Source organism: Bradyrhizobium sp. SPXBL-04 (assembly GCF_051853035.1).
Classification (GTDB): domain Bacteria; phylum Pseudomonadota; class Alphaproteobacteria; order Rhizobiales; family Xanthobacteraceae; genus Bradyrhizobium; species Bradyrhizobium zhanjiangense.
Genome location: NZ_CP182472.1, coordinates 615,412 through 628,368, shown reverse-complemented (window position 1 = coordinate 628,368; position 12,957 = coordinate 615,412). Strand labels below are relative to the sequence as shown.

9 protein-coding genes are annotated in these 12,957 nt (G+C 65.0%); 7 read left to right on the top strand and 2 right to left on the bottom strand.

What is annotated here, in order from left to right:
* Positions 1-563: 563 nt before the first annotated feature.
* The 7 genes from ACNJX8_RS02870 (at position 564) to ACNJX8_RS02840 (ending at position 9,150) form a co-directional block, all read left to right on the top strand.
* Positions 564-1,718 (top strand): iron-containing alcohol dehydrogenase, encoded by a 1,155-nt coding sequence (locus ACNJX8_RS02870; RefSeq protein ID WP_439359526.1) that lies wholly within the window; start codon positions 564-566, stop codon positions 1,716-1,718.
* Between the two features lie 19 nt (positions 1,719-1,737).
* Positions 1,738-3,288, top strand: a complete 1,551-nt coding sequence (locus tag ACNJX8_RS02865) for an AMP-binding protein (RefSeq protein ID WP_439359524.1) — start codon at positions 1,738-1,740, stop codon at positions 3,286-3,288.
* Between the two features lie 387 nt (positions 3,289-3,675).
* The gene (locus ACNJX8_RS02860) at positions 3,676-5,274 is read left to right on the top strand and encodes an ABC transporter substrate-binding protein (protein ID WP_439359522.1); all 1,599 of its coding nucleotides are present in this window, start codon (positions 3,676-3,678) and stop codon (positions 5,272-5,274) included.
* Positions 5,275-5,309: 35 nt separating this feature from the next.
* The gene (locus ACNJX8_RS02855; protein WP_128930820.1) at positions 5,310-6,257 is read left to right on the top strand and encodes an ABC transporter permease; all 948 of its coding nucleotides are present in this window, start codon (positions 5,310-5,312) and stop codon (positions 6,255-6,257) included.
* Between the two features lie 9 nt (positions 6,258-6,266).
* A complete protein-coding gene (locus ACNJX8_RS02850; RefSeq protein ID WP_091887158.1) occupies positions 6,267-7,160 on the top strand; it encodes an ABC transporter permease in 894 nt (297 codons plus the stop codon).
* On the top strand, positions 7,160-8,167 hold the full coding sequence (locus ACNJX8_RS02845; protein WP_128943373.1) for an ABC transporter ATP-binding protein: 1,008 nt from the start codon (positions 7,160-7,162) through the stop codon (positions 8,165-8,167). The genes ACNJX8_RS02850 and ACNJX8_RS02845 overlap by 1 nt, the downstream gene beginning before the upstream one ends.
* Positions 8,164-9,150, top strand: coding sequence for an ABC transporter ATP-binding protein (locus tag ACNJX8_RS02840; protein WP_091887154.1), 987 nt, complete (start codon positions 8,164-8,166; stop codon positions 9,148-9,150). The genes ACNJX8_RS02845 and ACNJX8_RS02840 overlap by 4 nt, the downstream gene beginning before the upstream one ends.
* A 129-nt stretch (positions 9,151-9,279) precedes the next feature.
* Here the strand turns inward: ACNJX8_RS02840 and ACNJX8_RS02835 are convergent, their stop codons facing one another.
* Both ACNJX8_RS02835 and ACNJX8_RS02830 read right to left on the bottom strand, forming a co-directional pair.
* Entirely contained in the window at positions 9,280-11,256 is a 1,977-nt protein-coding gene (locus ACNJX8_RS02835; protein WP_439359519.1) for an acetyl/propionyl/methylcrotonyl-CoA carboxylase subunit alpha, read from the bottom strand.
* Positions 11,253-12,869 (bottom strand): acyl-CoA carboxylase subunit beta, encoded by a 1,617-nt coding sequence (locus ACNJX8_RS02830; RefSeq protein WP_128930815.1) that lies wholly within the window; start codon positions 12,867-12,869, stop codon positions 11,253-11,255. Before ACNJX8_RS02830 ends, ACNJX8_RS02835 begins: the two co-directional genes overlap by 4 nt.
* Between the last annotated feature and the right edge of the window lie 88 nt (positions 12,870-12,957).

Genomic DNA, 12,957 nt, shown 5'->3' with positions numbered 1-12,957 from the left:
GAACTCTTCAAGACCAATGCACGCGCAATGCCCGGCCGCATGCCCTGACCGGATGGCGGGTTGACAGGGGGATTAGCCGGCCGCGCACGCGATGATTAGCGGGCGGAATTCAATTGGACTTATTCACGGGGCACATGAATGCAGGAGGCGAGGTCCACGCTCCGTTCACCCTCCCCTGGAGGGGTAGGGCTATCGCATATGCATTTCGCGGGGACCGCCCGCGGTTTGCTCCGCCTCTCCCGCTTGCGGGAGAGGCCGACGCGTCCCGGGCGATGCGAAGCATCGTCCCGAGCGCGGCGGGTGAGGGCTCTCACCGCACTGGGATCGCCTCCGCAATTCTCGACAATCCCGACGCGGAGGCACCCCCCACCCCAGCCCTCCCCCGCAAGCGGGAGAGGGAGCCCACTGCCGATGCCGAAGCATTGTTCACGCCATATGCGATAGCCCTGCCCTGGAGGGGGGAGGGTTAAGAAGAGGCCCAGCGTCTTCGCGCATGACGGGCCGCAACTGCTCGTCTAGACTACCCCTACAAAAACAAGACGAATTGTCCGGGGAGGACAAGCGTGCACCAGGGACGTGTCGTTTATGGCGCGATCGAGGAGGTCGTGTTCGGCCATCCCGCAGCCGAAGCCATCGTCGCGCAGATGGACCGGCTGGGAACGCGCCGCACCTTCCTGATGGTCTCGGGCACGCTCAACCGGCAGACCGACGAGATCACGAAGATCAGGGAGGCGCTCGGCGAGCGCTGCGCCGGCCTGTTCGACGCCATGCCGGCGCATACGCCGCGCGAGGCGGTGATCGCCGCCACCCATGAGGCGCGCGAGGTGAACGCCGATCTGATCGTCACCGTCGGTGGCGGCTCCATCACCGACGGCGCCAAGGCGGTGCAGCTGTGCCTCGCCAACGGCATCGACGATATCGGCGGCATCGAGCGCATCCGCGTGCACAAGGGCGTCGCACCCGAGATGACCGCGCCGACAGTGCGCCAGATCAGCGTGCCGACCACGATCGCCGGCGGCGAGTTCAGCGCGATCGCGGGCGTGACCGACCGCAGCACGAATGTGAAGCAGATGCTGCGGCATCCGCTCATGGTGCCGCGCGCGACCATCCTCGATCCCGCGATCACCGTGCACACGCCGGAATGGCTGTTTCTCTCCACCGGCGTCCGCGCCGTCGACCATTGCGTGGAAGCGATCTGCTCGCGCGAGACTCACCCTTATGCCGACGCGCAATCGATGAAGGGCCTCGCCATGCTCGCCGACGCGCTGCCGCGGGTGAAGGCCGATCCTGCCGATCTCGACGCGCGGATGGATGCGCAGATCGGTACCTGGCTGTCGATGGGCGCACTCGCAGCGGGCGTGCCGATGGGTGCGAGCCACGGCATCGGCTACGCGCTGGGTGCGGCCTTCGACGTGCCGCACGGTTACACCTCCTGCGTCATGCTGCCGGCGGTGATGCGCTGGAATGCGCCCGACAATGCCGAGCGCCAGATGATCGTCGCGGCCGCCATGGGCTTTCCTGGCCGAGATGCCGCCGACGTGCTCGATGCCTTCATTCGCTCGCTCGGCATGCCGCGCAGCCTCGCCGAGGTGCGCGTGTCGCCGGAGCATTTCGACGCCATCGCCGCACAGGCGATGCGCACGAATTGGATCCCGCACAATCCGCGCAGGATCGACAGCCCGGCGCAAGTGCGTGAAATCCTGCTTCTTGCCGCATGATCCAAAAGCCGGAGGACTGATGTACCCAGGTCAGCATGCCCGCCTACGTCCGCTCCAGCCTGCCTTCATCATGGCGGCGACGGGCGAGACCGTTACCTATCGCGAGCTGGAGGCACGCAGCAACCGCCTCGCGCATCTGTTTCGCAGGCACGGCCTGAAGCGGCTCGATCATTATTCGATCTTCATGGAGAACAATTCGCGCTATCTCGAGGCCTGCGGCGCAGGCGAGCGCTCCGGCCTCTACTACACCTGCATCAACTCCTTCCTGACACCGGGCGAGCTCGCCTATCTCCTCGTCAACAGCCAATCCAAGATCCTGATCACGTCGGTGGCGAAGCTCAACATCGCGCGCGAGGCGATCCCGGCCTGCCCCGACGTCAAGCTCTGCATCGTCGCCGATGGCCCGGGCGAGAGCGACCGCATCGTCGGTCTTGCGGAGGTGACCGCCGATCTGCCGACGACGCCGATCGCAGACGAGTGGCTCGGCACCGCGATGCTGTATTCGTCGGGCACGACCGGACGGCCCAAGGGCATCCTGCGGCCGCTGCCGGAGGAGCCGCCAAAGCACAATCTGCCGCTGTTCGATTTCCTGACGAAACTTTGGCACTACCGCGAGGGCATGGTCTATCTGTCGCCGGCGCCGCTCTATCACTCGGCGCCGCAGGCGGCAGTCAATCTCACGATCCGCATGGGCGGCACCGTCATCATCATGGAGAGCTTCGATCCGGAGCGTTACCTTGAGCTCGTCGAGCAATGGGGCATCACCCACACCCAGCTGGTGCCGACGATGTTCTCGCGCATGCTGAAGTTGCCGGAGGAGGTGCGCAGCCGCTACGATCTGTCGTCGCTGGAGATCGCGATCCACGCCGCGGCGCCCTGCCCGGCCCTCGTCAAGGACGACATGATCAAATGGTGGGGCCCGATCATCCATGAATATTACGGCGCCACCGAGGGCCTCGGCTTCACCGCCTGCAACAGCGAGGAGTGGCTCGCCCATCGCGGCACCGTCGGCAAGGTTCTGCTCGGCGATCTCCACATCCTCGACGAGAACATGAGGGAATGCCCGACCGGCACGCCGGGCCAGGTCTGGTTCAAGACCGCCTCGCCGTTCGAATATTTCAACGACCCGGAGAAGACCCGGGAGGCGCGCTCGGCGGACGGCAGCATGAGCACAGTCGGCGACGTCGGCTATGTCGACAAGGACCGCTTCCTCTACCTCACCGATCGCGCGACCTTCATGATCATCTCCGGTGGCGTGAACATCTACCCGCAGGAGTGCGAAAATCTGCTGATCACCCACCCAAAGGTCGCCGACGCCGCGGTGTTCGGCGTGCCCAATGCCGATCTCGGCGAAGAGGTGAAGGCAGTGGTGCAACCGATGCCGGGCGTGGTGCCGGGCCCTGCGCTGGCGGAAGAGCTGATCGCGTTCTGCGCAAAATCGCTGTCGCGGCAGAAGGTGCCGCGCTCGGTCGATTTCGAAAAGGAATTGCCGCGGCTGCCGACGGGGAAGCTGTACAAGCGGCTGCTGCGGGATAGGTACTGGGGGAACAAGGCATCGCGGATCGTGTGAGGCGCAGCCACACTCAGCCATCGTCCCGGGCGCGACGAGGTCGCGAACCGGGGACCCATAGCCAAAGGGAACAATCGTCGCGCGAGCAGGCAACTCCGAGTCTTCGCCAAACCACTCCCTCTGGCTATGGGTCCCGGATCGGCGCGCGCTTGGGGCGCGCTTGTCCGGGACGACACCGGAGTTTGTTGATGTGGCTTGCGCCCCAACATCGATACAGGAACCGTCCCTTCGCACCTGCACTCTCGCATCGTGAGAGAATGAAGCCCTGCGGCCTTCCGTCATCCGAATTGTCGAGAGCGTGGGCGGCCTTGCCGGTTGCCTCCCTCCACGCCCATCGCTATCGTCCCCTCAAACAGGCCAAAAGGCCGATGTCCAGGGAGGACGAGGATGCGGAGCGTGCGGGCGCTCGCCGCGACGGCGGCGCTATCTTTGCTGGCGTTTTCGACCATTGCGCTTGCCGGCGAGCCCAAGCAGGGCGGGATCCTGCGGATGTATCATCGCGATAGCCCGGCCAATGCGTCCATCCTCGAGGGCGCGACCTATTCGATCAACGTGCCCTTCATGGGGGTGTTCAACAATCTGGTCATCTATGACCAGCACATCGCGCAGAACAGCCCTGATACCCTGAGGCCAGAGCTGGCCGAGAGCTGGTCCTGGAGCGGCGACAACAAGAAGCTGACCTTCAAACTGCGCCAGGGCGTCAAATGGCATGACGGCAAGCCGTTCACGTCGGCCGACGTCAAATGCACTTTCGATCTCCTGATGGGCAAATCGCAGCAGAAGCTGCGGCAGAATCCGCGCAAGGCCTGGTACAATGAGGTCAACGACGTCACGCCGAACGGCGATTTCGAGGTCTCCTTCGACCTGAAGCGGCCGCAACCGTCGTTGCTGGCAATGCTCGCATCCGGTTATACGCCGATCTACCCCTGTCACGTCTCGCCGGCCGACATGCGCACCCATCCGGTCGGAACCGGCCCGTTCAAGTTCGTCGAGTTCAAGGCCAATGAATCGATCAAGCTGACGCGAAACCCGGACTACTGGAAGAAGGGCCTGCCCTATCTCGACGGCATCGAGTACACGATCATCACGAACCGCTCGACCGCGATCCTCGCCTTCGTCGCCGGCAAGTTCGACATGACCTTCCCGACGCACATCACGATCCCGCTCCTCAAGGATATCAAGTCACAGGCGCCAAACGCGATCTGCGCAGTCGAGCCCACCAACGTTTCGACCAACATCATCGTCAATTCGACTTCCGCGCCGTTCGACAACATCGACATCCGCCGGGCGATGGCGATGGCGCTCGACCGCAAAGCCTTCGTCGACATCCTGTTCGAGGGCCAAGCCGATATCGGCGGCACCATGCTGCCGCCGCCGCAGGGCATCTGGGGCATGCCCAAGGACAAGCTGGAGACCATCCCAGGCTATGGCTCGAACGTGAACGCGAGCCGGGAGGAGGCCAGAAAGCTGATGCAGAAGGCCGGCTACGGCCCCGACAAGCACCTCGCCGTGAAGGTCTCGACACGCAATCTCGCGGAATATCGCGATCCCGCGGTGATCCTGATCGACCAGCTCAAGAGCATCTATATCGACGGCGAGCTCGACGTCGTGGAGACTGCAAACTGGTTCCCGAAGGTCGCACGCAAGGATTACATGCTCGGCCTGAACCTGACCGGAAATTCCGTCGACGATCCCGACCAGTCCTTCTACGAGAACTACTCTTGCGGCTCGGAGCGGAACTACACCAATTATTGCAACAAGGAGATCGAGAAGCTGTTCGACGTGCAGTCGCAGGAGATCGATGTTGGCAAGCGCAAGCAACTGGTCTGGGACATCGACAAGAAGCTGCAGGAGGATGTTGCCCGTCCGATCATCTTCCACGCGCGGGCCGGCACCTGCTGGCAGCCCTATGTCAAGGGGATCACGATCATGTCGAACAGCTCTTATAACGGCTTTCGCTATGAGGACGTCTGGCTCGACAAGTAACGCGGGCGGCTGAGGCGTTCGACAGGAGGCGGTGCATGTTTGCCTATCTGGTGCGACGCCTGTTCCTGATGCTCGTGACCCTGTTCGGGATCTCGATCGTCATCTTCTTCCTGCTGCGCGTCGTCCCCGGCAACATCGTCGACATCCTGTTCGCCGCGGCCGGCTATGTCGATCCCGCCGACAAGGCCAATCTGGAGAAGGAGCTCGGCATCGATGAGCCGCTGATCGTGCAATATTGGCACTGGATCAGCGGTCTTCTGCGCGGCGACTTTGGTTATTCCTACGTCTCGGAGAAGCCGGCGCTTCAGGAGATCCTGCCGCGGATTCCGATCACGGCGCGGCTTGCTGGCCTCGCGCTATTGTTCTCAGCGTCCATCGGCATCCCGCTCGGCGTCATCAGCGCCGTGAAGCAAGGCACCCGGCTCGACTATGCGCTGCGTGTCGTCAGCCTCAGCGGATTGTCCCTGCCCTCGTTCTGGCTCGGCCTTTTGATCCTCACCGCGTCGGTGGCGATGTTCGGCCAGATGCCGATCTTCAATCCCAATCCGCAAACCTGGCTCGAGGCATTTGCCACCTATGCCGTGCCGGCGGCTGCCGTCGGCTTCCGCAGCGCCGCGCTGACCATGCGCATCACCCGCTCCTCGATGCTCGAGGTGCTGCGGCAGGATTATATCCGCACCGCCCGCGCCAAGGGCGCATCCGACGCCGCCGTGAACTATCACCACGCGCTGAAGAATGCGATCCTGCCCGTCATCACCGTGATCGGCATCGAGGCGGCATTCCTGATCGGCGGTCTGATCGTGACCGAGACCGTGTTCAACATCCCCGGCGTCGCCCGCTTCCTGGTCGAGGCAATCCGCTGGCGCGACTATCCGATCGTGCAGAACCTCGTGATGTTCATCGCGGTCGTGGTCGTGTTCGCGAATTTCACCGTCGACATGCTCTACGCGGTGTTCGACCCGCGCATCAGGTACACGGATTAGGAGATCAGCTTGGCTGCGATCGACTTCGACGTTGAACTGAGACGGGCCGGGGCGCATGCGACCGGTGGCTGGCGGCGCGTGCTGTTCATGGCCCAGCGGCACGTGCTTGGCGCGGCCGGGCTCGTCATCATGACGGTGTTCGTGCTCACCGCAATCTTCGCCGACTTCATCGCGCGCTACGATCCGCTGACGGTCGACTCCGCCCGCGCGCTGGCGCGCCCGAGCCTGGCGCACTGGATGGGCACCGATTCCTTCGGCCGCGACGTGTTTAGCCGTATCATCCACGGTGCACGGATCTCGCTCGCGGTCGGGCTTGGCTCCACGGCGCTCGGCGGCTCGATCGGCGTGATCGTCGGCCTCACCTCCGGTTATCTCTCGGGCTGGGTCGATCTCGTGTTCCAGCGCGTCTCCGACGTTCTCCAGGCGCTGCCGCTCTTGGTGCTGGCGCTGGTGATGACAGCGGCGCTCGGCCCATCACTGCCGAACGTGATCATCGCGATCGCCATTCCGCTGATCCCGACCGTCGCGCGCGTCATCCGCGCCAACACGCTGGCACTGCGCGAACAGCCCTTCGTGGAGGCGGCAAAATCGATCGGTATGAGCGAGATGCGGATAGCGCTGCGCCACGTGCTGCCGAACACGCTGGCGCCGCTGATCGTGCTGGCGACCGCCCAGCTCGGCTCGACCATCCTGACCGAGGCCTCGCTGTCCTTCCTCGGCCTCGGCATTCCCGAACCTTATCCGTCGTGGGGGCGTATGCTCTCGGAATCCGCCGCCGAATATGTCCGCACCGCGCCGTGGCTGGTGATCTTCCCGGGCATCGCCATCAGCCTCGCCGTGTTCGGTGCCAATCTGTTCGGCGACGCCCTGCGTGATATCCTCGATCCCCGGCAGCGCGGCTGATGGCTGACAAATCCGACCTCGTGCTCGACGTGAAGAACCTGAAGACGGTGTTCTTCACCAATTCGGGACTCTTCAAGGCGGTTGACGACGTTTCATTCACCGTGAAGCGCGGCGAGACGCTGGCGATCGTCGGCGAATCCGGGTGCGGCAAGAGCGTCACGGCGCTATCGCTGATGCGGCTAGTGCCTGATCCGCCGGGCCGCATTGTCGGCGGCTCCGTCACGCTCGAAGGCACCGATCTGCTGGCGCTGGATGAAGCGAAGATGCGTGCTGTCAGGGGCAACCGCATCTCCATGATCTTTCAGGAACCGATGACCTCGCTCAATCCGGTGATGCGGATCGGCGACCAGATCGTCGAGGCGGTGCGGCTGCACCGGAACTTGTCGGCCAAGGAGGCCGCGGATATCGCAGTCGAGATGCTGCGGCTGGTGCGCATCCCCGAGCCGGCGCGGCGCGCACGGGAATATCCGCACCAGCTCTCCGGCGGCATGCGCCAGCGCGCGATGATCGCGATGGCGCTGGCGTGCCGTCCGGCGCTGCTGATCGCGGACGAGCCGACCACTGCGCTCGACGTCACGATCCAGGCGCAGATCTTGGCGCTGATCCTCGACCTTCAGAAGGAGCTCGGCACTGGGCTCGTGCTGATCACGCACGATCTCGGCGTCGTCGCGCAGACCGCGCAGCGCGTGATCGTGATGTATGCGGGCCGCAAGGTCGAGGAAGCCAGCGTCGAAGCGCTGTTTGCATCGCCAAAGCATCCCTATACGCGGGGGCTGATGGCTTCGATTCCGGCCGTGCCGGCGTCCGGCGTCGCCGCGCCGCCGCGGCTGAACGAAATTCCGGGCACGGTGCCGTCGCTGGTGCGGCTGCCGAAAGGCTGCGCCTTCGCGCCGCGCTGCCCACTCGCGATCAAGCGCTGCCAGGACGAATATCCGCCGCTCGCCGATTGGGGCGGCGGCCATCTCGCCGCCTGCTGGCGCGCGGAGGAAGTGGCGGAGGTGGCATGAGCGAGGCGCTGCTCGAGGTCACGGACTTGATCAAGCACTATCCCGTGCGTGCGGGCGTGCTGCGCCGGCAGGTCGGCACCGTGCACGCGGTCGATGGCGTCTCGTTCGCGCTTGGTGTTGGCGAAACGCTTGGCCTCGTCGGCGAATCCGGCTGCGGCAAGTCGACCGTGGCGCGCAGCGTGCTGCGGCTCGTCGAGCCGACCTCGGGCCAGATCCGCCTGGAAGGCGAGGACATCACCCATCTCTCGAAGACGGCGCTGCGGCCGCACCGCCGCTCGATGCAGATCGTGTTCCAGGATCCGTTCGCTTCGCTCAATCCGCGCATGACCGCGGGCGACATCGTCGGCGAGCCGCTGGCCGTGCATGGGCTCGCCACCGGCAAGGCGCTGGAGGCGCGTGTCGCGAGACTGTTCGAGCAGGTGGGCCTAAGACCCGATCAGATGCGCAACTTCCCGCATCAATTCTCCGGCGGCCAGCGTCAGCGCATCTGCATCGCGCGAGCGCTGGCACTGGAGCCGCGGTTGATCGTCTGCGACGAGCCGGTCTCCGCGCTCGACGTCTCGATCCAGGCGCAAGTGATCAATCTCTTGATCGACCTGCAACGCCGGCACGGCTTCTCCTATCTCTTCATCGCGCACGATCTCGCCGTGGTCGCGCATATCAGCCACCGCGTCGCGGTGATGTATCTCGGGCGGATCGTCGAGATCGCCGACAAGGACGAGCTGTTCCGCAACCCGCGACATCCTTACACGCAGGCGCTGCTCGCCTCGGTGCCGGTCGCCAATCCGCTCGCGAAAAAACTTGCGCCCCTGGTCGATGGCGACGTACCGAGCCCGGTCAATCCGCCCTCGGGGTGCGCGTTTCATACCCGCTGCCGGTTTGCGATGGAACGGTGCAAGACGGAACGGCCGGCCCTGGTGGAGGCGGCTGGCGGACATCGGGTGGCGTGTTTGCTCAATGAGGGGACGGGGCGGCCTCTCTAATGTCGTCCCGGCGAAGATCCGTAGGGCGGGCAAAGCGATGCATGCCCACCATCCCAGACGCAACCGCCGCACGACGGTGGGCACGGCGCTATGCGCCTTAGCCCACCCTACGGTACTGCGCTCGCCGCCCTAACCCGCCCCGATCTCCACCACGATCCTGCCCGTGGTCACCTGCTCGCCCTCGGCAACGTCGATCGCCTCCACCACGCCGTCAATGCCGGCCTTGTGGACGTGCTCCATCTTCATCGCTTCCAACGTCATCACCGGTTGACCGGCAGTGACGCGATCGCCCGGCTTGACCAGGACGGCGACGACGCGGCCGTTCAGGGCAGCGCGGACCTTGCCGTCACCGCCGTTGGTCGCGGCAGCCTTCGGCGCGGCTAGCGTGAGATCATTCACCGCGAGCGGGATACCGCGATGCTGGAGGTAGAGCCGGTCGCCATCGCGCAGGAATCTTGCGCTGTCCATTACGCCGTCATGGCGGAAGCGGATGGCATCGGCATCGAGCTGGTCGATCTCGAACCTGTCCTGACGGTCGTCGGCAGCGACGGTGTAGCTGCCATCGCGCTCGCGCGTGACTTCGAGCTCATGCGCGTGGCCTGCGATCTCGACTTTCGCCGGCAGCGGGAACGTTGCCGCAAGGCTCCGTCCACTTCGCCATGACGGCGCTTGCGGGCTGGTGACGTAAAGCAGAAGGCCCGCGAGCGCGACGCTGAATGCACTGTTCGCACGCGGCGCCAACAAATCGTCGCGGTGCGCACCGATGAACGCCGTCGTCGCCTCGCCCTTGGCAAAGCCGGAATGACGCAGGCACGACATCAGGAACGCCTGGTTTGTGGTCACGCCAAAAGCCGTGAGCTGCTCCAGGCCGACGATCAACCGCCCCCTCGCCTCCTCGCGCGTGGCGCCATGGCTGATCACCTTGGCGATCATGGAATCGTAGAACGGCGGGATCTCCGCATCCGACTGCAGCGCATGCTCGATGCGGATACCGTCCGGCACCTGCCAGCGCGCCATGCGGCCGGACTGCGGCATGAAATCATGTGCGGCATCTTCCGAGCAGAGTCGCACCTCGATGGCGTGGCCTTCGAAGCGGATATCCTGCTGCTTCACCGGCAATTGCTCACCGCGCGCCACGCGCAGCTGCAGCTCGACGAGGTCGAGCCCGGTGATCGCCTCGGTCACGGGATGCTCGACCTGAAGCCGCGTGTTCATCTCCATGAAGTAGAAGTCGCCGCTCGCATCGAGCAAAAATTCCAGCGTGCCGGCGCCCTCATAGCGCAGCGCCTTCACGGCCGCGACGGCCACCTCGCCCATTTTCGCGCGCAGCTCCGGCGTCACCGCGGGCGACGGCGCCTCCTCGATCAGCTTCTGGTGCCGCCGCTGCACCGAGCAATCACGCTCGCCGAGATGGATCGCGTTGCCGTGGCTGTCGCCGAACACCTGGATCTCGATATGGCGCGGGTTCAGGATGGCCCGCTCGAGGATGACCGTGGGATCGCCGAACGCGGCCTTCGCCTCCGACCGCGCGCTGCGCAGGGCATCGGGAAAAGAGGCCGCGTCGGCGACGAGCCGCATGCCTCGTCCGCCGCCGCCGGCCACCGCCTTGATCATCACGGGGAAGCCGATCTTTTTGGCTTCGGCGAGCATGACCTCGTCGCCCTGGTCAGTGCCCTGATAGCCTGGCACGATGGGCACGCCGGCCTTCTTCATGATCTCCTTGGCGCCGGCCTTGTTGCCCATAGCTTCGATCGCCTGCGGCGATGGGCCGATGAAGACGAGACCGGCATCCTTGCAAGCTCTCGCGAACTCCTCATTCTCGGCAAGGAAGCCATAGCCGGGATGAACTGCATCCGCGCCGCTTGTCCTGGCTGCGGCGATGATCGCGGGGATGTTGAGATAGGAGTGCGCCGGCAGCGCTTCGCCGATGCGCACGGCCTGATCCGCCTGCCGCACGTGGAGCGCATCGCGATCGGCATCCGAATAGACCGCGACGACGCCGAGGCCGAGTTGCCGCGCGCTGCGCATCACGCGGAGCGCGATCTCGCCGCGATTGGCAATCAGGACCTTGAAGAACGGCCGGTGCTGCACTGATCCGTTCCTCATGGGCGGGCCACCGAGAACTGCATGCGCTGGGGTGTGCGTGCATCGCCCTCGCGGCAGATTGCCAGCACCTCGGACAGCACCGCGCGGGTGTCGCGCGGATCGATCACGCCGTCGTCAAGCACGCGCGCGCTGGTCGAGAACACGTCCATCTGGCCGTCGAACACGCCAATGATCTGCGCCTTCATGGCCTCGAGCTTGTCCTTCTCGACCGGTTTGCCGCGGCGCGCGGCGGCGGCCTCGGTCACGATCGCCATGGTTTCTGCAGCCTGCTCGCCGCCCATCACGGCGGTCTTGGCGTTCGGCCAGGAGAAGCAGAAACGCGGATGGAAGCCGCGGCCGCACATGCCGTAATTGCCGGCGCCGAACGAGGCGCCGCAATAGATGGTGATCTGCGGCACCGTCGCCGAGGTCACCGCCTGGATCATCTTCGAGCCGTGCTTGATCATGCCGGCTTCTTCATAGGCCTTGCCGACCATGTAGCCGGTGGTGTTGTTCAGATAGAGCAACGGCGTGCGGGTCTGGCAGCAGGCCTGGATGAAATGCGTCGCCTTGTTGGCACCGGCGGGATCGAGCGGACCGTTATTGGTGATGATGCCGATCGCCTGGCCCTCGATGCGGGCATGGCCGCAGACGGTGGCGGGGCCGTAGTTCGGCGCCATCTCGGTGAAGTCGGAATCGTCGACGATGCGCGCAATCACCTGTTTCATGTCCACCGGGCGCTTGTGGTCCATCGGCATGATGCCGAGCAGCTCGTCCTGGTCGTAGCGCGGCGGCTTGAACTGCGCAGCTACCCTGCCCGGCCGCTCCCATTGCAGCGCCGCCATGATATCGCGCGCGATGCGAAGTGCGTCGCGATCGTCCTCGGCGAGATAGTCGCCGAGACCGGACACCTGCGTATGCATCTCGGCGCCGCCGAGCTCTTCCTCGGTCGCGATCTCACCGGTCGCGGCTTTCAAAAGCGGCGGCCCGGCAAGGAAAGCGCGGGTGCGGCCGCGGACCATGACGATGTAGTCGGAGAGACCCGTCTGGTAGGCACCGCCGGCGGTGGACGAGCCATGCGTCACGGTGACGACGGGCAATCCCGCGGCCGAGAGCCGCGCGAGATTGCGAAAGATGTTGCCGCCGCGGACAAAATCCTCGACGCGGTAACGCAACAGATTGGCGCCGGCGCTTTCGACGAGCTGGACGTAAGGCAGCTTGTTCTCCAGCGCGAGCTCTTGCACCCGCAGCGTCTTGTCGAGGCCGTAGGGCTGCAGCGCACCGGCATCGATGCCGGCATCGCTGGCGCTAACCATGCAGCGCACGCCCGAGACAAAGCCGATGCCGGCAATGACGCCGCCGCCGGGCACGCTCTTGTTCGGATCCGGAACGTCGAACATGTAGCCGGCGAGCGTCGACAGCTCAATGAAGGGCGCGCCGGGATCAAGCACCAGCGCGACGCGCTCGCGCGGCAGCAGCTGGCCGCGCTTGTGGAAGCGGTCCTTTGCTGCGGCGGACGCTGCCCGCGTGCGCTCTTCCAGCGCGCGCATGCGGTCGATCAGCGCAAGCATGCCGTCGCGGTTGGCGTGGTAGCTGGTGCTGCCGGGCGAGATAGTGTTTTCGAGAATGGACATAAATCTATCCTACCCGTCATTGCGAGGAGCGAAGCGACGAAGCAATCCAGTCTGTTTCCGCGGATGCACTCTGGATTGCTTCGCTTCG

Coding starts and splice junctions, on each gene's coding strand:
- ACNJX8_RS02865 (WP_439359524.1), top strand. CDS start 1,738: ATGTACCCAGGTCAGCATGCCCGCCTACGTCCGCTCCAGCCTGCCTTC.
- ACNJX8_RS02860 (WP_439359522.1), top strand. CDS start 3,676: ATGCGGAGCGTGCGGGCGCTCGCCGCGACGGCGGCGCTATCTTTGCTG.
- ACNJX8_RS02855 (WP_128930820.1), top strand. CDS start 5,310: ATGTTTGCCTATCTGGTGCGACGCCTGTTCCTGATGCTCGTGACCCTG.
- ACNJX8_RS02845 (WP_128943373.1), top strand. CDS start 7,160: ATGGCTGACAAATCCGACCTCGTGCTCGACGTGAAGAACCTGAAGACG.
- ACNJX8_RS02840 (WP_091887154.1), top strand. CDS start 8,164: ATGAGCGAGGCGCTGCTCGAGGTCACGGACTTGATCAAGCACTATCCC.
- ACNJX8_RS02835 (WP_439359519.1), bottom strand. CDS start 11,256: ATGAGGAACGGATCAGTGCAGCACCGGCCGTTCTTCAAGGTCCTGATT.
- ACNJX8_RS02830 (WP_128930815.1), bottom strand. CDS start 12,869: ATGTCCATTCTCGAAAACACTATCTCGCCCGGCAGCACCAGCTACCAC.